17 protein-coding genes are annotated in these 20,027 nt (G+C 60.4%); 6 read left to right on the plus strand and 11 right to left on the minus strand.

Annotated elements, in window-relative coordinates:
- Positions 1 to 39 precede the first annotated feature (39 nt).
- The 3 genes from recF to PH605_RS24205 are packed head-to-tail and all read left to right on the plus strand — an operon-like array spanning position 40 to position 2,430.
- Complete coding sequence (gene recF / locus PH605_RS24195) at positions 40 to 1,167, plus strand: DNA replication/repair protein RecF (protein WP_080818471.1); 1,128 nt, start codon at positions 40 to 42, stop codon at positions 1,165 to 1,167.
- A gap of 22 nt (positions 1,168 to 1,189) precedes the next feature.
- A complete protein-coding gene (locus PH605_RS24200; protein ID WP_142846545.1) occupies positions 1,190 to 1,957 on the plus strand; it encodes a molybdopterin-synthase adenylyltransferase MoeB in 768 nt (255 codons plus the stop codon).
- Positions 1,954 to 2,430, plus strand: coding sequence for a GNAT family N-acetyltransferase (locus tag PH605_RS24205; protein ID WP_078053945.1), 477 nt, complete (start codon positions 1,954 to 1,956; stop codon positions 2,428 to 2,430). The genes PH605_RS24200 and PH605_RS24205 overlap by 4 nt, the downstream gene beginning before the upstream one ends.
- A gap of 6 nt (positions 2,431 to 2,436) precedes the next feature.
- Here PH605_RS24205 and PH605_RS24210 read toward each other — a convergent pair whose 3' ends face one another.
- On the minus strand, positions 2,437 to 3,441 hold the full coding sequence (locus tag PH605_RS24210) for a 2-hydroxyacid dehydrogenase (protein WP_065656371.1): 1,005 nt from the start codon (positions 3,439 to 3,441) through the stop codon (positions 2,437 to 2,439).
- 180 nt (positions 3,442 to 3,621) lie between these two features.
- Between PH605_RS24210 and PH605_RS24215 the strand changes: the two genes are divergently transcribed.
- Positions 3,622 to 4,155 carry an SH3 domain-containing protein gene (locus PH605_RS24215; RefSeq protein ID WP_026363850.1) on the plus strand — a complete coding sequence of 178 codons (534 nt, stop codon included), beginning with the start codon at positions 3,622 to 3,624 and terminating at the stop codon, positions 4,153 to 4,155.
- Here the strand turns inward: PH605_RS24215 and PH605_RS24220 are convergent.
- Entirely contained in the window at positions 4,148 to 5,140 is a 993-nt protein-coding gene (locus PH605_RS24220) for an adenosine kinase (RefSeq protein ID WP_065656372.1), read from the minus strand. The two genes, PH605_RS24215 and PH605_RS24220, sit on opposite strands and share 8 nt — an antisense overlap.
- A 477-nt stretch (positions 5,141 to 5,617) precedes the next feature.
- On the opposite strand from PH605_RS24220, the gene PH605_RS24225 reads away from it, so the two are divergent.
- Positions 5,618 to 6,562: an AEC family transporter gene (locus tag PH605_RS24225; RefSeq protein ID WP_080855747.1), complete on the plus strand. Its 945-nt coding sequence runs from the start codon at positions 5,618 to 5,620 to the stop codon at positions 6,560 to 6,562.
- Between the two features lie 15 nt (positions 6,563 to 6,577).
- Here PH605_RS24225 and PH605_RS24230 read toward each other — a convergent pair whose 3' ends face one another.
- From PH605_RS24230 to rimP, 9 genes are all read right to left on the minus strand, one after another.
- The gene (locus PH605_RS24230) at positions 6,578 to 7,594 is read right to left on the minus strand and encodes a class I SAM-dependent methyltransferase (protein ID WP_142846544.1); all 1,017 of its coding nucleotides are present in this window, start codon (positions 7,592 to 7,594) and stop codon (positions 6,578 to 6,580) included.
- Positions 7,595 to 7,770: 176 nt separating this feature from the next.
- A complete protein-coding gene (gene pnp / locus PH605_RS24235) occupies positions 7,771 to 9,918 on the minus strand; it encodes a polyribonucleotide nucleotidyltransferase (protein WP_065656375.1) in 2,148 nt (715 codons plus the stop codon).
- Between the two features lie 279 nt (positions 9,919 to 10,197).
- Positions 10,198 to 10,467, minus strand: a complete 270-nt coding sequence (gene rpsO / locus PH605_RS24240; RefSeq protein WP_004439050.1) for a 30S ribosomal protein S15 — start codon at positions 10,465 to 10,467, stop codon at positions 10,198 to 10,200.
- Positions 10,468 to 10,630: 163 nt separating this feature from the next.
- Complete coding sequence (gene truB / locus PH605_RS24245) at positions 10,631 to 11,578, minus strand: tRNA pseudouridine(55) synthase TruB (RefSeq protein WP_142846543.1); 948 nt, start codon at positions 11,576 to 11,578, stop codon at positions 10,631 to 10,633.
- A gap of 3 nt (positions 11,579 to 11,581) precedes the next feature.
- Positions 11,582 to 11,998: a 30S ribosome-binding factor RbfA gene (gene rbfA, locus PH605_RS24250; RefSeq protein WP_065656377.1), complete on the minus strand. Its 417-nt coding sequence runs from the start codon at positions 11,996 to 11,998 to the stop codon at positions 11,582 to 11,584.
- A 134-nt stretch (positions 11,999 to 12,132) separates the two neighbouring features.
- Positions 12,133 to 14,871, minus strand: a complete 2,739-nt coding sequence (gene infB / locus PH605_RS24255) for a translation initiation factor IF-2 (RefSeq protein WP_142846542.1) — start codon at positions 14,869 to 14,871, stop codon at positions 12,133 to 12,135.
- Positions 14,872 to 14,973: 102 nt separating this feature from the next.
- A complete protein-coding gene (locus PH605_RS24260; protein ID WP_065656379.1) occupies positions 14,974 to 15,675 on the minus strand; it encodes an RNA-binding protein in 702 nt (233 codons plus the stop codon).
- Complete coding sequence (gene nusA / locus PH605_RS24265) at positions 15,672 to 17,288, minus strand: transcription termination factor NusA (RefSeq protein ID WP_059758923.1); 1,617 nt, start codon at positions 17,286 to 17,288, stop codon at positions 15,672 to 15,674. The genes PH605_RS24260 and nusA overlap by 4 nt, the downstream gene beginning before the upstream one ends.
- A gap of 64 nt (positions 17,289 to 17,352) precedes the next feature.
- Entirely contained in the window at positions 17,353 to 17,949 is a 597-nt protein-coding gene (gene rimP / locus PH605_RS24270; RefSeq protein ID WP_059758925.1) for a ribosome maturation factor RimP, read from the minus strand.
- Between the two features lie 287 nt (positions 17,950 to 18,236).
- Between rimP and PH605_RS24275 the strand changes: the two genes are divergently transcribed.
- Complete coding sequence (locus PH605_RS24275; protein WP_142846541.1) at positions 18,237 to 19,865, plus strand: MFS transporter; 1,629 nt, start codon at positions 18,237 to 18,239, stop codon at positions 19,863 to 19,865.
- Positions 19,866 to 20,027 lie beyond the last annotated feature (162 nt).

Raw genomic sequence — 20,027 nt, forward strand, 5'->3', positions numbered from 1 at the left:
CACCTTGCTATCCGTCCCTCTTCGTTTTAGGCCGTACACATGACGAACAAGGTGTCGCTTTTACGGCTGAAACTCACAGACTTCCGCAATTATGCGGCGGCCGCGCTCACGCTCGATGAACGCCATGTTGTGCTGACAGGCGACAACGGTTCAGGCAAGACCAATCTTCTGGAGGCCGTCTCCTTTCTTTCACCCGGAAGGGGCCTGCGCCGCGCCACCCTGTCTGATGTGACGCGGGTAGGGGCCGAAGCCACCGGCTTCTCGATCTTCGCCGATGTCGAGGGCATGGATGGCGAAGTTGCCATCGGTACGGGAATTGAAGGCGATGGCGAGGTGGTGTCGCGTCGCTTGAGACTGAACGGGACGCCGGTGAAATCCGTCGATGAACTGACCGACCATCTGCGGGTATTGTGGCTGACGCCCGCGATGGACGGCCTCTTTACCGGCTCGTCCTCGGACCGCCGGCGTTTCCTCGACCGGCTGGTGTTGTCGCTCGATCCTGCCCATGGAAGGCGGGCAAGCGATTTCGAAAAGGCCATGCGCGGCCGTAACCGGCTACTTTCGGAAGGCCGCTTCGATCCGGTCTGGCTGGACGGCATCGAAAAGCAGATGGCCGAACTCGGCATCTCCATGGCGGTCGCGCGTTATGAGATGCTCGGCCTCTTGAAGAGCCTCATCGAGGGGCGGGCTGGCAATGCCGCTTTTCCCTCGGCGGCGCTTTCGCTCTCCGGTTTCATGGACGATGGGCTCAATCGTCCCGCCGTCGATCTGGAGGATGAATACAGGCTTATGTTGCGCGATGGCCGGTATCGTGACGCCGCTGCTGGCCGCACACTGGATGGGCCGCACCGCGTCGATCTCTTCGTGCGCCATGCGGAAAAGGACATGGAGGCCGAGCGCTGTTCAACCGGGGAACAGAAGGCGCTGCTTGTGGGGCTGGTGCTTGCACATGCGCAGCTGACCGCCAATATGACTGGCCATGCGCCGGTTCTGCTGTTGGACGAGATCGCCGCCCATCTGGATGAGGGCAGGCGGGCGGCTCTGTTCGATCTCATTCATGCCCTTGGCGGCCAGAGTTTTATGACCGGAACGGATACGGCGATGTTCTCCGCCCTCGGCGACAGGGCGCAATTCTTCAATGTATCCCACGGGAGCATCACGGCATGACGGCTAAAAGATGGAGGGCGACATGGAACCGCTGAGCCCGGAAGAAATCGAACGCTACAAGCGCCATATCCTGTTGCCGGAAATCGGCGGCGCGGGCCAGCAGCGGCTGAAGGCGGCGCGTGTGCTGGTCATCGGGGCTGGCGGACTCGGTGCTCCCGTCCTGCATTATCTTGCCGCCGCCGGTGTCGGCACACTCGGCATGATCGATGACGATGTGGTTTCCCTGTCCAATCTGCAGCGACAGGTGATCCACGATACCGGTACGATTGGGGAGCTGAAGACGGAGAGCGCGCGCAAGGCCATCGCCCGGCTCAATCCGCATGTCCGCACGCTTGTTTATGAAGAGCGCTTTTCGCAGGTCTGGGCGCATGACCATCTGCCATCCTTCGATCTTCTGATCGACGGCTCGGACAATTTCGATACGCGTTATACTGCCGCCGATGCGGCGGAGGCTGCGAAAAGACCGTTGGTAACGGGAGCTGTCGGCCGTTTCGATGGTTCGGTGACGGTGCTGAAACCCTATGAGGCGAATGCCGAGGGTGCTCTGCTGCCCGGCTATCGCGACCTGTTTCCGGAACCGCCACCGCAGGGCCTCATTCCCAATTGCGCGGAAACAGGCATTGTCGGCGCGCTGACAGGGGTTATCGGCACGCTTATGGCCATGGAGGCCATCAAGGTTATCACCGGTGCCGGCGAGCCGTTAATCGGCCGTCTGCTCCTCTATGACGCCCTGTCGGCCTGTTTCGAAACCGTGCGATACAAGCGGCGGGCAACTGGGAAGAAACCATGATGGAGATCGCTAAGATCGGGGAAGAATTCAATCGCTGGCAGGAATTGCTGGCACTTATCATGTCCTCCTTCGCCTATATGGATGGCGTCATTGATCCGCCGTCGTCGGCTCATCGCCTGACGCTTGAAAATCTGGCGGAGAAGGCAAGGGTGGAGATCGCTTTCGTGGCGCTTGATGGCGATGAGATTGTCGGCTGCCTGTTTTGCCGGCCGGAGCCGCCCGCCTGTCTTTATGTCGGCAAACTCTGTGTTTCCCCGAAAGCGCAGGGAAAGGGTATAGGCAAGATGCTTCTGGAGCAGGCCGAAGCGCTGGCCCGCGAATTGGCGTTACCGGCGCTGCGGCTGGAAACCCGTATCGAGCTTATCGCCAATCATACCAAATTCGCCGCCTGGGGTTTCGTCAAGACCGCCGAAAACGCCCATGCCGGCTATAACCGCACGACCTCGATCGAAATGACCAAATTCCTGGGCTGAACCAGCTCAGTTCCGCCCCGGCAGCACCCGGTTCGGCGGACGGTGTCCATCGAACAGCGTGCGGATGTTGATGATGACCTTATCGCCCATTTCGATACGGCCTTCGATCGTCGCAGAGCCCATATGCGGAAGCAGCACGACCTTGCCTTCCTTGGCGAGCTTGATGAGCTTGGGGTTCACCGCAGGCTCATTCTCATAGACATCGAGACCGGCGCCGGCGATCTTGCCTTCGCGCAGGCACTGGATCATTGCCGCTTCATCGATGATATCGCCGCGTGCGGTATTGACGATGTAGCTGGTCGGCTGCATCAGCGCCAGCCGCCGCGCTGAAATCAGGTGATAGGTTGCGGGCGTCGAAGGGCAATTGACGGAGACGATATCCACCCGCGCCAGCATCTGGTCGAGGCTGTCCCAATAGGTCGCCTCAAGCTCCGCTTCCGTCGCTGGATTGACGCGTTTGCGGTTGTGATAATGAATGGAAAGGCCGAAGGCCTTGGCACGCCGCGCAACCGCGGTTCCGATGCGGCCCATGCCGACAATGCCGATGCGCTTGCCGGAAATGCGCCGCCCGAGCATCCAGGTTGGTGACCAGCCCAGCCATTCGTCCGCGCCATTGGCGAGCACCCTTGTACCTTCGATCATGCGGCGCGGCACGGCGAGCACCAGTGCCATGGTGATATCGGCGCTGTCCTCGGTCAGTACATTGGGCGTATTGGTGACGGTAATGCCCTTTCGGGCCGCCGCATCCACATCCACATGGTCGATGCCGTTGGAAAAGCTGGCGATCAGCTTCAGTTGCGGCCCTGCCTGCTCGATCATCGCGGCGGTGATGCGGTCGGTGACGGTCGGCACGAGCACGTCCACCCTTCGCATGGCGGCGACAAGCTCCGCCTCGCTGCGCGGGGTATCGTCGATATTCAGTTCGGCATCGAAGAGTTCGCGCATTCTGGTTTCAACGACGTCAGGCAATTTGCGGGTGATATAGACTGTCGGTCTCTTCTTGTGGGTCATCGTTTGCCGCTGCCTTGTTCAGAAGTCATTAACCAGAAAGAGCGATAATTTCTTTCAATCAGGGCGTTTCTACCAGACCCACCGGCGAAGACAAACAAAACTCGCTGAAGCTTGAGGCATGTGGAAACGAGCCTCCTTAAATATCATCCGGTTTGCAGAAGGCGGGAAACGGAAATGGGCATGCGCAGTGTGGTTTCTATCGTTTGCATTGCATTGTCTCTGGGCCTCCTCGGTGCGGCAACCGACGCCATGGCGCAGGGTGCCGCCAAAGGCGCAAGCGGCCTGCCGCTCCCGCGTTTTGTCAGCCTGAAATCCAAGCGCGTCAACATGCGCATCGGACCGAGCACGGATTATGCCGTGTCATGGATGTATCTGAAATCGGGAATGCCGGTGGAAATCATTCAGGAATATGAAAACTGGCGGCGCATCCGCGATGCCGACGGCACGGAAGGCTGGGTCAACCAGGCTCTGCTTTCCGGTGAGCGCACGGCCGTTGCTGCTCCTTGGATGCGTGGCAAGGGTAAGGAAGTTTATGTGAACATGCGCCGTGAGGCGCAGTCAGGCGCTTCCGTCGTTGCTCGGCTTGAGCCGGGCGTCGTCTTCAGGATCGGTGAATGCAATGGCGACTGGTGCCGCGCCGAGGCCGGCCAGGCCTCGGGCTGGGTTTCGCAGGGCGAAATCTGGGGTGCTTACCCCGGTGAAGCCTTTAAATAAGGCCGTGCTTCTCGCCAAGCGCCTTGAGCGATGACATCGGGCGCGGGCCAACCTGCTGAATGACGGCGGCAGCGGCAAGGCAGCCGAGCTTGCCGCAATCTTCGAGCGACCGGTCCTGCGTATAACCGAACAGGAAGCCCGCAGCGAAAAGATCGCCGGCGCCCGTCGTGTCCACCACGTCATGCACCGGATAAGCTTCGACCTTCACACGTTCCGTGCCGCGCAGGATGACGGCGCCTTCCTCGCTCATCGTCACCGCTGCGATCTTGCAGTCGGCGGCGATTTTGGTCAGCGCAAGCTCGAAATCGTCGGTTTCGTAAAGCGAAAGCGCTTCCTGCTTGTTGGCGAAAACAATGTCCACAGTACCGGAACGCATCAGGTCGAGGAATTCGTCGCGATAGCGGCCGACACAGAAGCTGTCGGAAAGCGTCATGGAAACTTCGCGGCCGTTTTCATGGGCAATGCGGGCGCATTCGCGAATGGCGTCCTTGGCGCGCGGCGGGTCCCAAAGGTAACCCTCGAAGTAGGTGACTTTCGTATCCGCCACCACGTCTTCTTCCACGTCTTCAGGACCGAGATCGACGCAGGCGCCGAGATAGGTGTTCATCGAACGCTCACCATCTTCGGTCACGAAGATCATCGAACGCGCAGTCGGCGGGAAGGTGCCTTCCGGCTTGGTTTCGAAATAGACGCCCTGCGCGCGGATATCGTGCTGGAAGATTTCGCCGAGCTGGTCTTGTGCCACCTTGCCGAAATAGGCGGCCTTGCCGCCGAAATTGGCCACACCCGCCGCCGTGTTACCAGCGCTGCCGCCGGAGGCTTCGAGAGCCGGTCCCATCAGCGAGTAAAGCAACTCGGCCCGTTCCGCATCGATGAGGTTCATCGCGCCTTTGGTAATGGCATTGTCGTTGAGGAAGCGATCGTCGCAGCGGGAAATGATGTCGACGATGGCATTGCCGACAGTCAGTACGTCGAATTTCGTCATAGGCCCTATCCGTTTCGCACGGGGTGTGCGTATTTTTCGAAAGGTCTTAAACATTTCTGGCGGCAAGAAAAGCCCAAACAGAAAATATGCCGTTCTCCGCGAGGAGCGAAAACGCGTCATCTGCCTGTAATGTGGTTAAGCTATTTCATTTGTCAGAGCAAAAGGTGTGTGAATGCATACCGGAATGGAAGACATCATGGTCTTCTTGCTCAACCGTTATCTCCGCCACGGATGTACTGGCGGCATATAACGGACATAAAAGGCGGGGGAGACCCCGCTTTTTCTTTTTGGGCAACGTTCGGCCTTGCGAATTTTACGGGCCAAGACGCGCTTTCTGCCCAAAGCGGCTCACGAGTTTTGTCTTTCTTGGACGCGATGTGGCGAAAACAAAGAGTGGGAGCGTTTTCGCGATTCCATTCCCGTGGAAAAGGCTCTAAAGCGGAGTATCTCCCGCAAAGCCGCGAAAGCTTTCCCTCCATGTCTGCCGTTGCCGCGAATGTCGCCCCGATTTTCATTCTCATCCTGATCGGCTGGCTCACCGTCAAGGCCGGTCTCTTCAGGGCCGATGCCGGCGATATTCTCAGCGATTTCGTGTTCAAGATCGCCGTGCCGACCTTGATCTTCCGCACACTTGCGGAAGCGAATTTTCACGGTGCTTCGCCCTTCCGGCTCTGGATCACCTATTTCGCTGGCGTGGCCATCACCTGGACGGTCGGGCATATCGTCACCCGTTATGTCTTCAAGCAGGATGTCCGCATCGCCGTTATCGCCGGCATTTCCTCGGCCTTTGCGAACAATATCTTCATCGGCCTGCCGCTGGTCGGCAGGTCAGTGGGGGATGAGGGGCTGGTCGCTCTCTCCATCCTGCTGGCCATCCATCTACCTGTGATGATGATCGCTGGCACGATCCTGATGGAAAACGCCACGCACAAGGCGGTCGGCGGGGAAAAGCGAAGCATGGCGGCGGTGTTCAAGCAAGTGGGCCGCAATCTCGTTACCAATCCGCTGGTGATCGGCCTTGTCATCGGGCTTTCGACCAATGTTTCCAGCGTGGCGCTGACGCCCATCCTGAAAACCGTGGTCGATCAGATCGCCTCCATGGCGGGGCCGGCGGCGCTTATCTCGCTCGGCATGGCGCTGACGAAATATACCATCCGAGGCAACATGGGCATTGCCGTCACCATGACGGTGTTCAAGCTGCTGCTGCTGCCCGCCTGCGTTTGGGCAATGGGTCATGCGCTCGGTCTCAGCCGGGAATGGACTGCGGCGCTCGTGCTTACCTCGTCGGTGCCGACTGGGGTCAATGCCTGGCTTATCGCCAATCGCTTCGGCATCGGCCACAGCGTTGCCGCCTCCACCATCAGCATTTCCACAGCGACCGGCGTTCTCTCCGTGTCGCTATGGGCATGGCTGCTGAGTTGATTTCTGCCGAGTTGATTATTTCTGGGCGCTCAGAATCTTGAAGCGGGCATTGCGGCACACCTCAGTGCTGGTGCGGAATTCCGCCGCGAGCACCGGCTCATAGGGCATGCCGCGATTGGCGACCATCAGCAGCTTGCCGCCGCTGCGCAGCGCGCCGGCGGCAGCCTTGATGAAGGCTTGGCCCAGGGCAGGTTCTGCTGCCTGCCCCGCCGCATGGAAAGGCGGGTTCATGATGATGAGGTCGTATTTTTCCTTCGGCGGCTCGTTTGCCAGGTCCTGCCAGAAGAAGCGCGCCGTCAGCCTCGGATTGTTTTCGAGAAGATTGGTTTTGGCGAATTCCAGCGCATTCCAGTCCGCCTCGAACAGATCGATACGGGCCGTGCGCGGCGATTTCTCGGCCAGCATGACGGAAAGATAACCCCAGCCGGCACCGAAATCGGCGGCGTTGCCGTCAAAATCTGTGGGCAGGCGCGATGCGAGCAGTTCCGAGCCGTCATCCACGCGGTCATGGGAGAACATGCCGGGCAGGGCGGTGAAGCGGCCTTCGACCGTCACCGGCTTCTGGGCGAGCTTCGACATGGCAGATGCAATATCGTCCGGCCGTTTGAACCAGAGGGCGACGCCGTGATACTTCGGCGTGGATTCCGCCTCGATGCCAAGCTTTGCCAGCGTCTTGCGCAGCGTCACGATGCCGTCTTCCTTCGATCCGGCCGCGACGATCGGGCCTCCGGCCTTCACGCGCGAAAGCGCTTCGGCGACGCGGTTTTCATTCTCGCCGCGATGTTTGCCGCAAAGCAGCAGCGCCGCATCGTAATTCTCGCCCGAAATATCCGGTGTCACTTCCGCACCCTGAGCCTGCAGAGCACGATAAAGCGGCCGTAGATGCTGAACCGCGACGATCTCCGCGTCAAAACCGTCAAGCCGGGGACCGGCTTCCGCTCCCAGAAACAGAACGCGTTCGCCCTCTTTCGGCATGGCAAGCATGTCCGAGGTAAAGGGATGGAAAAGGGTTTTCACGGCGTCACGGCTCATGGGAGCGTCCTTAAGATCGAGCATTTCCAGCAAAATTGCGTCGCGGTTTTACGTCCGGAAAATGCGTAAAAACAAATAAGTAGAGCGCTTGCGCGTTTCGGAGAAAGGCGGAAACGCTCTAATAGAAAAAAGGCGCGGGCAAAACCCGCGCCTCGATAGGGTCTGGCGGCGCGGCCTTATTCGGCAGCGGCTTCGCCGTCTTCCTTCTTTTTGTCGGCAGCGACTTCCTTGCCGGTTGCCTGGTCGACAACCTTCATGGACAGGCGAACCTTGCCACGCTCGTCGAAGCCCATCAGCTTCACCCAGACCTTGTCGCCTTCCTTGACGACGTCAGAGGTCTTGGCGACACGCTCGGAAGCGAGCTGCGAGATGTGGACGAGGCCGTCACGGGCACCGAAGAAGTTGACGAAAGCGCCGAAGTCGGCGGTCTTCACAACCGTGCCTTCGTAGATCTGGCCGACTTCCGGTTCCGCAACGATGGAGTGGATCCACTTGCGGGCCGCTTCGATTTCCTTGCCGGAAGAAGAAGCGATCTTAACGGTGCCGTCGTCTTCGATGTTGATCTTCGCGCCGGTCTTTTCGACGATTTCGCGAATGACCTTGCCGCCGGAACCGATGACTTCACGGATCTTGTCGACCGGAATGTTCATCACTTCGATGCGCGGTGCGAATTCGCCGAGCTGGCTGCGGCTCTCGGTGATGGCATTGGCCATTTCGCCGAGGATGTGCTTGCGGCCACCCTGTGCCTGCTCCAGAGCGATCTTCATGATCTCTTCGGTGATGCCGGCGATCTTGATGTCCATCTGCAGCGAGGTGATGCCATCGGCCGTACCCGCAACCTTGAAGTCCATGTCGCCGAGGTGATCTTCGTCACCGAGAATATCGGAGAGAACCGCAAAGCGCTCGCCTTCGAGGATGAGGCCCATGGCGATACCGGCAACCGGCTTGGCCAGCGGAACGCCGGCGTCCATCAGTGCGAGCGAGGTGCCGCAAACCGTTGCCATCGACGAAGAGCCGTTGGACTCGGTGATTTCGGAAACGACGCGCAGCGTGTAGGGGAACTGTTCCGCAGTCGGCAGCATCGGGCGGATAGCGCGCCACGCGAGCTTGCCGTGACCGATTTCGCGGCGGCCCGGGGAACCCATGCGGCCTGTTTCGCCGACCGAGTAGGGCGGGAAGTTGTAGTGCAGCAGGAAGCGTTCCTTGTACATGCCGGTGAGGCTGTCGACATACTGCTCATCTTCGCCGGTGCCGAGGGTCGCGACAACGATCGCCTGGGTTTCACCGCGGGTGAACAGCGCCGAACCGTGGGTGCGCGGCAGCAGGCCGACTTCCGAGATGATCGGACGAACGGTCGACAGGTCGCGGCCATCGATACGGCTCTTGGTGTCGAGAACGTTCCAGCGAACGATTTTTGCCTGAAGGTGCTTGAAGACAGCGCCGATTTCTTCCGGCGTGTACTTGGCTTCGCCTTCTTCCGGCAGGAAGTGGGCCTTCACCTTTGCCTTAACGGCGTCGACGGCGGCGTAGCGGGCTGCCTTTTCGGTGATCTTGTAGGCATCGCGCAGTTCCGCTTCGGCGAGCGCCAGCATTTCGTTTTCGAGCGCGGAGAAATCTTCCGGTTCGAATTCGCGCGGTTCTTTGGCAGCAACTTCGGCGAGCTTGATGATCGCGTCGATAACCGGCTGGAAGCCGCGATGACCGAACATGACGGCGCCGAGCATGATTTCTTCGTTGAGTTCCTTGGCCTCAGACTCAACCATCAAAACGGCGTCCTGCGTACCGGCAACGACGAGGTCGAGAACAGACTCGTCCATTTCGTCCAGATGCGGGTTAAGAACATACTCACCGTTGATGTAGCCAACGCGCGCGCCGCCAACCGGGCCCATGAAGGGAACGCCAGAGAGCGTAAGCGCTGCGGAAGCCGCAACCATCGACAGGACGTCCGGGTTGTTTTCCAGATCGTGCTGGATGACGGTGACGACGACCTGCGTGTCGTTCTTGTAGCCTTCCGGGAAAAGCGGGCGGATCGGACGGTCGATCAGGCGCGAAACCAGTGTTTCGTTTTCGCTCGGACGGCCTTCGCGCTTGAAGTAGCCACCGGGGATCTTGCCGGCTGCGTAGGTCTTTTCCTGATAGTTGACTGTCAGCGGGAAGAAGTCCTGACCCGGCTTCGGAGACTTTGCGGAAACCACGGTCGCGAGAACCATCGTCTCGCCGTAGGTTGCGATGACGGCGCCGTCAGCCTGACGGGCAACCTTGCCGGTCTCGAGCTTCAGCGGGCGGCCTGCCCATTCGATTTCCACGGAGTGTTGATTGAACATATCTTGTCCTTGGTTGTGGCTGCCCGCTCCGGCGTCGTACCGGCGGAAGCAGCGCTGTGACTCAATCACGGGCAAGACAGCAGGAGGCTTCGAAAAGCAAGCATCCGGCAATCCTGCCCCATGACAGGTCTGCGGTTGAAAAAGGCGGCGCCGGCCCATCCGGGTCACCCTTATCGTCCGGGGGCCACATCAGCGGCGAACGCCCGGAAATTCATGCGGCCTCAAAAGACCGGATATAAAAACCGGCGGGCATCTTTGCGAAACCCGCCGGAGAAGTTATTAGCGGCGAATGCCGAGAGCACCGATCAGCTTGGTGTAACGGGCTTCGTCCTTCTTCTTCAGATAGTCGAGAAGCGAACGACGGCTCGAAACCAGCGTCAGAAGGCCACGACGGGAGTGGTTGTCCTTCTTGTGGTCCTTGAAGTGACCGGTCAGGTTGTTGATCCGCTCGGTCAGGATTGCGACCTGAACTTCCGGCGAACCGGTGTCGCCTTCCTTCGTGGCATATTCCTTGATGAGGGCGGCTTTGCGCTCTGCAGTAATCGACATCGGACGATCCTTTCTGTTTTAAGGAAAAATGGGACGCCTAAAGCCGGGATGTCGTCCAGCTCTGGCCATTCAGCAGCATAGGCAAAGCCCAAGCTGGCGCTGCCTATAAACTATTCCGGGTGCAATTGAAAGAGGCGATTGACAGCCCCTCTCGAGCCTTGACTTAGCCGAAAACACGCTTCGGCCGGAATTCGCCTTCGCCGATTTCGCCAATGGCGACGAGCTTGCCATGCGCGGTGGCATAGGCTTCCGGATGATTGGCCGGTGCATCGCGCCCGCGCAGCAGGATGGGGTTGCCCATCTTCAGCCGGTGCGCCTGGTCATCGTTGATAATGAGGCGGGGAAGGGCGGAAAGCGCCTCGGCCGTGTCGATCAGGAAGGCATCCAGCGCCTCCAGTCGCTCGTCGCGATCCTCCACGGCTTCCAGTGCCGTCAAGGTTTCGAGCGGCACCATCATGTCTTCGCCGAAGGGGGCGACCATGGTGCGGCGCAGTTCCGAAATATGGCCGAAACAGCCGAGATCGCGGCCCATGTCGCGCGCCAGCGCCCGCACATAAGTACCCTTGCCGCATTCCACTTCGAAATGCGCGGTATCGGCGTCCGGACAGGCAAGCAGCGTCAGGCGATGGATTTCCACCTCGCGCGCGGGAATTTCCACCGTCTCGCCGTCGCGCGCCAGATCGTAGGCGCGCTCTCCAGCGATCTTGATGGCCGAAAATTGCGGCGGCGTCTGCATGATAACGCCGGTATAATTAGGCAGAAGATCGCGGATTGCCTGTTCGTCCGGGCGCTGCTCGGAGGAATCGACCACCTCGCCTTCAAGATCGTCAGTCGAGCGCTGCTCGCCCCAGGTGACGGTAAACTCGTAGATTTTCCGGCCGTCCATCACGTAGGGCACGGTCTTGGTGGCGTCGCCAAGCGCGATTGGCAGCATGCCCGAGGCCAGCGGATCGAGCGTGCCGGCATGGCCCGCCTTCTGGGCATTGAACAGCCATTTGATCTTGGAAACGGCCTCGGTTGAGCCGAAATCCAGCGGCTTGTCGAGAATGAGCCAACCGGAAATCGGGCGGCCCTTGGGTTTGCGGTTCTGCTGTTTGCGTGGTTTGGACATGCTTCAGTTCTGTTCGTCGTCTTTTTCGTTCGAAGGTCCAAGATCGCGCTGTACTTCGGGCGAGCGCAGAAGCGCGTCGATCTTCTGGTAATTGTCGAAACTCGTATCGTCGCGGAAACGCAGTTCCGGCATGTATTTCATCTGCCGAAGCTGCGGACCGAGGCGGCCGCGCATGTATTTTGCATGGCGGTTCAGGGCGCTGATGATATCGGTGTGATCGGCAACGCCAAGCGGCGTCACGTAAGCGGTGGCGATCTTGAGATCGGGAGACATGCGCACTTCCGAAATGGAAATGACGGTGCTTTCGATCAGATCGTCGCGGACTTCACCGCGCTGGAGAATCTGGGTCAATGCGGCGCGCACCTGTTCGCCGACGCGTAGCATGCGTTGCGAAGGGGCGGATGATGTTGCTTTTGCCATGGGTTATGCCTCAAACGGAGCGAGCGCCGGTAAGCCGGCGCCCGACAGTAAATTCCTGTTTTGCGGCGAGAACGCTCTTTGTTCTAATCGCATTTCCGGACGGAAAACCGGGGTCCACTTTTCCTGGGAATGCTTTAGAGCGTTCTCGTGATGTGTTCGACGCGGAAGCACTCGATGGTGTCGCCGGCGCGGATGTCTTCGTAGTTTTCGAAGGCCATACCGCATTCCTGACCGACCGGCACTTCTGCCACTTCGTCCTTGAAGCGCTTGAGTGTCTTGAGCTTGCCTTCGTGGATAACGACGTTGTCGCGTACCAGACGCACACCCGCACCACGTTCCACCTTGCCTTCGACGACGCGGCAACCCGCGACCTTGCCGACCTTGGTGATGTTGAACACCTCGAGGATTTCCGCGTTGCCGAGGAAGGTCTCGCGACGCTCCGGCGACAGCAGGCCCGACATCGCTGCCTTCACGTCATCCACCAGATCGTAGATGATGTTGTAGTAGCGGATCTCGATGCCGGCGCGTTCGGAGGCCGTACGTGCCTGTGCGTTGGCGCGAACGTTGAAGCCGATGATCGCGGCGTTGGATGCCTCGGCAAGCGAGATATCCGATTCCGTGATGGCGCCAGCGCCCGAGTGAACGATACGAGCGCGGACTTCGTCGGTGCCGAGCTTGTCGAGCGAAGCGATAATGGCTTCGACCGAGCCCTGCACGTCTGCCTTGATGACCAGCGGGAATTCCTTCATTCCCGAAGTTTGCAGCTGGCTCATCATCTGTTCCAGCGAACCGCGCTGGCCCGTCTGACGTGCGACGGCCTTGTCGCGTGCCAGACGCTGGCGGTACTCGGAAATCTCGCGAGCACGGCTTTCGTTTTCGACAACCGCGAAACGGTCACCTGCAGATGGCGTGCCGGAAAGACCGAGAATCTCGACAGGCATGGCCGGACCGGCTTCCTTGACGTGTTCACCCTTGTCGTTGACGAGGGCGCGAACGCGGCCCCACTGGTCGCCGGCCACGATGATCTGACCAGGCTTCAGCGTACCCTTCTGTACGAGAACGGTCGCGACGGCACCACGGCCGCGGTCGAGTTCCGCTTCGATGACGGTACCTTCCGCGGTGCGGTTCGGATCTGCCTTGAGGTCGAGAATTTCAGCCTGCAGCAGGATCGCTTCAAGCAGTTTGTCGAGACCAAGCTGTTTCTTGGCGGAAACTTCCACGTCAAGCACTTCACCGCCCATCGATTCCACGAAGACTTCGTGCTGCAGAAGCTGCTGGCGAACCTTTTCCGGGTTTGCCTCGTGCTTGTCGATCTTGTTGATCGCAACGACGATCGGAACACCCGCCGCCTTGGCATGGTTGATGGACTCGATCGTTTGCGGCATCACGCTGTCGTCAGCGGCGACCACCAGAACGGCGATATCCGTCGCCTGCGCACCACGGGCACGCATGGCCGTGAAGGCGGCGTGGCCGGGGGTATCGATGAAGGTGATCTTCTGGCCGTTCTTTTCGACCTGATAGGCACCGATATGCTGGGTGATGCCACCGGCTTCGCCTGCAACCACATTCGCCTGACGAATGGCGTCGAGCAGCGAGGTCTTGCCGTGGTCGACGTGGCCCATGATCGTGACAACCGGCGGACGCGGCAGCATTTCGCCTTCGTCGTCTGCCTGGTTGAAGATGCCTTCTTCCACGTCGGATTCGGAAACGCGCTTGACGGTGTGGCCGAATTCGACGGCGATCAGTTCCGCCAGATCGGCGTCGATCACGTCGCCCGGCTTCATCATCTGGCCTTCCTTCATCAGGAACTTGATGACGTCGACGGCGCGTTCGGACATGCGCTGCGACAGTTCCTGAATGGTGATGGTTTCCGGCAGGATCACTTCGCGCATGACCTTTTCACGGGTCTCCTGCATCTGGCTGCGGCGGAATTTTTCCTGGCGGCGGCGCATGGATGCCATGGAGCGTCCGCGCGGCGTGCCGTCTTCATCCAGGTTGGACGAGGTGACGGTCAGCTTGCCGCGACGGCGTTCTTCTTCCGTCTTCAGACGGGCTGCGGGCTTCGCAGGTGCAGGCGCCGCGACCTTGCCACGAACCGGCAGGTTGCCACGGCGTGCACCGCGATCGTCCTCGTCGTCGCCATCGGTACGACGTCCGCGCGGAGCAGCGGTTTCGGGAGTTGCGCGAGAAGGGGCGGCAGCGGCGGGCTGAGGACGAGCCTCGGCGCGCGGCGCCGGCTGGGCTGCGGCAGCCGGCTTTTCATCGACCGGTTCCGACTTTGCTTCCACGGCGGGCTGGCTTGCGGCCAGCTTGGCGGCTGCGGCCTCTTCGACGGCACGGCGTGCGGCCTCTTCCTTTTCGGCGGCGATGCGGCGCTCTTCTTCCACCTTGCGGCGCGCTTCGTCTTCGGCGCGCTGCTTGGCTTCGATCACGTCGCGGGCCTGTGCTTCCATCAGCGCGCGGCGGCGGGCTTCCATCTCGCCTGCCGACAGGTCGTGCAGGACGTTGCCGCGCGGACGCTCAGGCTGGCGCTGCTGCGGTGCGGACGAGCCGGGACGCTGCTGCGGCTGGGAGGAACCCGGACGCTGCTGCTGGCCGCTGGGCTGGTGGATGCGCTGCTGCGGCGCCTGCGGACGTGGTGCTGCCGCGGGGGCAGGAGCGGCCGGCTTCGGAGCGGGCGCTGCAACCGAATGAACCTGCTTCTCGTCTTCAGGACGCATGGGGCGGCGCTTGCGTGTTTCCACGACAACCGCGTTCGTGCGACCTCGACCCATATCCTGCCGCACGGTGCCCTGATTCATCCCGCCCGGCTTGAGGGTGAGAGTCTTCTTAGGCTGTGCGTTAAGTGTCTTGTCGTCGTTGTTGTCGGTCATTCCGTTCCCGTTCCTTCGGACGAGAACCGGATGACGTTCATCAGGTCTCGTCGTTCAATTGCTGCATCGGAACGCGGCGACCGTTCATGTCGGGCAACCGCGTCATTGTTCTGTCCGGGCAGCGTCGCGTTCCGCCTGAGATTGGCCGCCAAGGCGGTACCGCTCAAGCATCGTTGCGCGCTTCACTACACCCTCACCCGCCTGCCCTGCAAGCGCGCAGGCATGGATAAAAGCATTCTGGCCCATCAACTCGTCCATTTCGGCGCCGCTGAAGAGCCGGAAGGACGGAATTTCATTGCCGGCATCGCTGCCGAGTGCCCAGGCCTTGCGGGCCTGGTCCAGTTTTCTCACGCCGTCTGCCGCAGCATCGGTCGCGTGGAACACGGCAATCGCATTCCCCGAACGGACGGCGGCGTCGACTTTCATCGCGCCGCTGATGAACTGGCCCGCCTTGCGCGCCATGTTCATCATGCCTGCAAGCTGCTGCGCCATCAGCCGGTCGAGAAGAGCAAGAAGCTCCGGCCCGGCTTTGACGTCGCGTTTGAGAGCCCGTGCGAAGAGCTTCTTCGCGATGGCTTTCTCGATCAGGGCGCGCTCGGGTGTTACCCAGCAACCGCGCCCCGGCAATTGGCGTTTCAGGTCCGGAACGACGTTGCCGTCCGGGCCCGCGACGAAGCGGATCAGCTCATCCGGCGATCCGCTCTGCCGTGTCACAATGCACATACGTCCGTTGACGTCGCCCTTGATCCGCCCGTCATCGTCAGTCTCGGGCAGATCGTCCGGCTCATGCGCCTGCGATGTCATTCCTGCTCGGCGGTATCCGCCTCCTCGGCAGCCTCAGGATCGGCTTCCTCTGCGGAAGCAAGCTCCTCGGCGGTGATCCAGCCTGCCAGAAGACGGGCCTGCACCACCATGTTCTCGGCTTCGACGCGCGAAACATCGAGCTTGGAGAAGATGCCTTCGAACTTCTTGGTCTCGCCGTCCTTGCGCTCGCTCCAGCCAACGAGATCGTCCGCTGCACAGCCGGCAAAGTCCTCAATGGTCTTGATGCCGTCTTCGCCGAGCGCAACCATCATCTGCGAGGTCAGGCCGTCAATCTGGCGCAGCTCGTCGGAAACGCCGAGTTCCTTGCGCTTGGCGTCCATTTCGGCTTCCAGGCGCTCCAGATATTCGCGGGCGCGGGTCTGGATTTCATCGGCGGTGTCTTCGTCGAAGCCATCGATCGAGGAGATTTCATCGAGATCGACGTAAGCGAGTTCTTCAACCTGCGCAAAGCCTTCCGAAGCCAGAACCTGGCCGACCATTTCGTCGACGTCGAGCGCTTCCATGAAGAGGGCCGTGCGCTCGTTGAATTCCTTCTGGCGACGCTCGGATTCTTCCTGCTCGGTCATGATGTCGATATCCCAGCCGGTCAGCTGCGATGCCAGACGTACGTTCTGGCCACGACGGCCGATGGCGAGCGACAGCTGCTCATCCGGAACCACCACTTCGATACGCTCGGATTCTTCATCCAGAACGACCTTGGCGACTTCCGCCGGCTGCAGGGCGTTGACGATGAAGGAGGCCGGTTCCTGGCTCCACGGAATGATATCGATCTTCTCACCCTGAAGTTCGCCGACAACGGCCTGAACGCGCGAACCGCGCATACCGACGCAGGCGCCGACCGGATCGATCGACGAGTCGTTGGAGATGACGGCGATCTTGGCGCGCGAACCGGGGTCGCGGGCAACCGACTTGATCTGGATGATGCCGTCGTAAATTTCCGGAACTTCCATGGTGAAGAGCTTCACCATGAACTGCGGATGGGTACGCGACAGGAAAATCTGCGGGCCGCGCTGTTCGCGGCGAACGTCGTAGACGTAGGCGCGGACGCGATCGCCATAACGCATGTTTTCACGCGGGATCATCTCGTCACGACGGATAATGCCTTCGCCACGGCCGAGATCGACGATGACGTTGCCATATTCGACGCGCTTGACGGTGCCGTTGACGATTTCGCCAATACGGTCCTTGAACTCGTCATACTGGCGGTCACGTTCGGCTTCGCGCACCTTCTGCACGATGACCTGCTTGGCGGACTGGGCGGCGATACGGCCGAAATCCATCGGCGGCAGCGGATCGGCGATGAAGTCGCCGAGCTTGGCATCCGGGTTGCGGTCGCGGGCAAGCTCCAGGGGGATCTGGGTCGAATAATCCTCGGCGGCCTCGACAACTTCCAGAAGACGCTGCAGGCGGATTTCGCCGGTCTTGGAGTTGATGTCGGCGCGGATGTTGGTTTCCGAACCATAGCGCGAGCGGGCGGCTTTCTGGATAGCGTCGGCCATTGCGGCAAGCACGATTTCGCGGTCGATGACCTTTTCGCGCGCCACAGCATCGGCGATCTGCAGAAGCTCAAGCCGGTTAGCACTCACTGCCATTTTTCTATCTCCGTAAGTCGCATGATTGCGGGGTTCGCCCTTGTTTCCGGGCTTTACGTTGGAATTAGTCTTCGTCTGCTTCGTTTTCGTCGTTCTGGTTTGCGGCGGCGGCCTTGGCCGCCTTGTCTGCCCGCAGCGCATCACGAATAAGATCGTCCGTCAGAATGAGCTTCGCATCCGAAAGCGCGCTGAACGGAATGATGACTGTCGGTTCCTCGCCATAGGCGATCTGGTCGCGTTCCAGCTTGAAGCCGTCCGCATTGACCTCGACGATCTTGCCGCGAAACCGCTTGCGGTTCTCGACCAGAATGGAGGTTTCGACCTTCACCAGATGACCCTGCCAGCGGGTGAAATCCGATTTGCGAACCATCGGCCGGTCGATGCCGGGCGAGGAAACTTCGAGATGATACGCTTTATCGACCGGATCTTCCACATCAAGAACCGGTGAAATCGCCATGGAGACGGCTTCGCAGTCCTCGACGGTCATGGTGCCGTCTTCGCGCTCGGCCATGATCTGAAGCGTCATACCGTTCTGGTTGGAGAGCCGCACGCGCACCAGAAGATATCCCATGCCCGTCAAAACAGGCTCGATGATCTCGGCGATACGCTGGTCGATGCCCGTTTCGGTTATCAGTCGCGGTTCATGTGCGGTGTCTGCCATCTGGCCTTCCGGTCTTTGATGTTCACCGGGCCTTCTGCCCGTCGTTTCCGGTTCGCCTAACGAAAAAGAGCGGAGCCTCGCGGCCCCACTCTTCATCAAGCGATCAAGAATTTCAGGGGTCATATAGACCCATCGGGGCGGGATTGCAAGGTTTTAGCGGGCTCTTCCGCTTCGGGTGCCGCCTCCGTCACATTTTCACCCTTACCATGTCGGAAAGGCTGGCATGATCGCTGGCACTGTCTATAGTTGCCGTTTGACAAATCGCAGTTGCATTAAGTGGACAGAGCGTGCCTGACCGTAAATCGCCACTCGCGCCTTTAAGGCATTTGACTTACAGACGAATCTGGATCGCCAGCCTTGCCTCGAATTTCGGCGGACTGATCCAGGCGGTGGGCGCCGCATGGATGATGACCTCGCTTTCGAGTTCCGAAAACATGATCGCGCTGGTGCAGGCCTCCACCTCTTTGCCGATCATGCTGTTCTCGTTGATTTCAGGCGCGCTGGCCGACAGTTTCGACCGCCGCCGCATCATGATTTCGGCGCAGCTCCTGATGCTGACGGCCTCCGTGCTGCTCACCGTCTTTGCCTGGTCCGGCTGGCTCACGCCCTGGCTGCTTCTCTTCTTTACCTTCATGATCGGCTGCGGCACGGCGCTCAACAATCCGTCCTGGCAGGCCTCCGTCGGCGAAATGGTCCCGCGCGAGGATTTGCCCGCCGCCGTGACGCTGAACAGCGTTGGCTTCAACATCACCCGCAGCGTCGGCCCGGCCATCGGCGGCATCATCGTCGCGGCCGCCGGCGCCGCTGCCGCATTTTTCGTGAATGCGCTGAGTTATTTCACGCTGATCTACGCCCTGTTTCGCTGGCAGCCGCCCAAATATGCCTCGACCCTGCCGCGGGAGCAGCTTCTGGCCGCCATTTCGTCCGGCATGCGTTATGTGGCGATGTCGCCCAATATCGGCAAGGTGCTGGTGCGGGGCTTCCTTTTCGGCCTTTCCGCCAGCGCCATCCTTGCCTTGATGCCCATCGTCGCCCGCGATCTGGTCGAAGGCGGCCCTCTGACCTACGGCGTCATGCTGGGTGCCTTCGGCGTCGGCGCCATTGGCGGTGCCCTGATCAGCGCCAGATTGCGCGAGGTCCTGTCCAGCGAATGGATCGTGCGCGTCGCATTTCTTGGCTTCGCCTTCAGCGCTGGCGTAACGGCGGTGAGCACGAGTGCGATCGTCACCTCGTTGGTTCTGACCGTTGCCGGCGCCTGCTGGGTTCTGGCGCTATCGCTCTTCAACACCATCGTCCAGCTCTCCACCCCGCGCTGGGTGGTAGGCCGGGCGCTCTCGCTCTACCAGACGCTCACCTTCGGCGGCATTGCGGTCGGCAGCTGGCTGTGGGGCGAGCTGGCGGAAGATTACGGCATTTCCTATTCGCTGCTCTGTTCGTGCGCGCTGATGCTGCTCGGCGTCGTCGTCGGCCTAAAGCTCGCCATGCCGGCTTTTGCTTCGCTCAACCTCGATCCGCTCAACCGCTTCGTGGAACCGCCGCTGCGGTTGGATATCAAGCCGCGCAGTGGACCCATTGCCATTCTCATCGATTATGAAATCCATGACGAGGATCTGGGCGAATTTCTGCCACTGATGGCGGAGCGCCGCCGAATCCGTCTGCGTGATGGCGCACGCAACTGGAACCTGATGCGCGATCTCGAAAACCCTGATATCTGGACCGAAAGCTACCATGTGCCGACATGGGTGGAATATGTCCGCCACAACCACCGCCGCACCCAGGCGGATGCGGAGGCCTGGGACCGGCTGCTGGAGCTTCACCGCGGCAAGACACGGCCGCGCGTGCACCGGATGATCGAGCGGCAGACCATTCCGCCGACCGACGATATCTTTCACAAGCCCCATACCGACCAGCATTGAGAGGCGATGGTTAAGTGAGTGCGATGCCCTTCCCACACACTTCCCGTCATCCTCGGGCCTGTCCCACTGCTGTCCGGTTTAAATTTGGTGGACATGGCGCACGGTGTTGATTCTACTCGTATTCGAGCGTTTGGCGACGATCTCGGACACGAAAGAGGAGCA

This window comes from Agrobacterium sp. CFBP 3001, assembly GCF_027871605.1.
Lineage (GTDB): Bacteria > Pseudomonadota > Alphaproteobacteria > Rhizobiales > Rhizobiaceae > Agrobacterium > Agrobacterium leguminum.